Raw genomic sequence first — 201 nt, forward strand, 5'->3', positions numbered from 1 at the left:
ATGGCGAGAAGGTCAGTGTCGAGCGACAGACTCGCGGGGATCCACTCGGCCGGTTGCATTCCCATCATCAGATCGACGACGCGCAGTATCACGCGGGCAGAGCATACCAGGCGGACCGGGAGCGTGCCGACCGCGGGGCGCGAGCGATCGACCCTACCAAAGAGGCCGTTGATGGCGGCAAGCTTCCTGAGCCGCTAACGG

General features: G+C 65.2%; 1 pseudogene. It reads left to right on the forward strand.

From position 1 onward, the window contains the following. A pseudogene (locus CQ12_RS45800) lies at positions 1–201 on the forward strand (hypothetical protein); the annotation flags it as partial.

The organism is Bradyrhizobium jicamae (genome assembly GCF_001440395.1).
Lineage (GTDB): Bacteria > Pseudomonadota > Alphaproteobacteria > Rhizobiales > Xanthobacteraceae > Bradyrhizobium > Bradyrhizobium jicamae.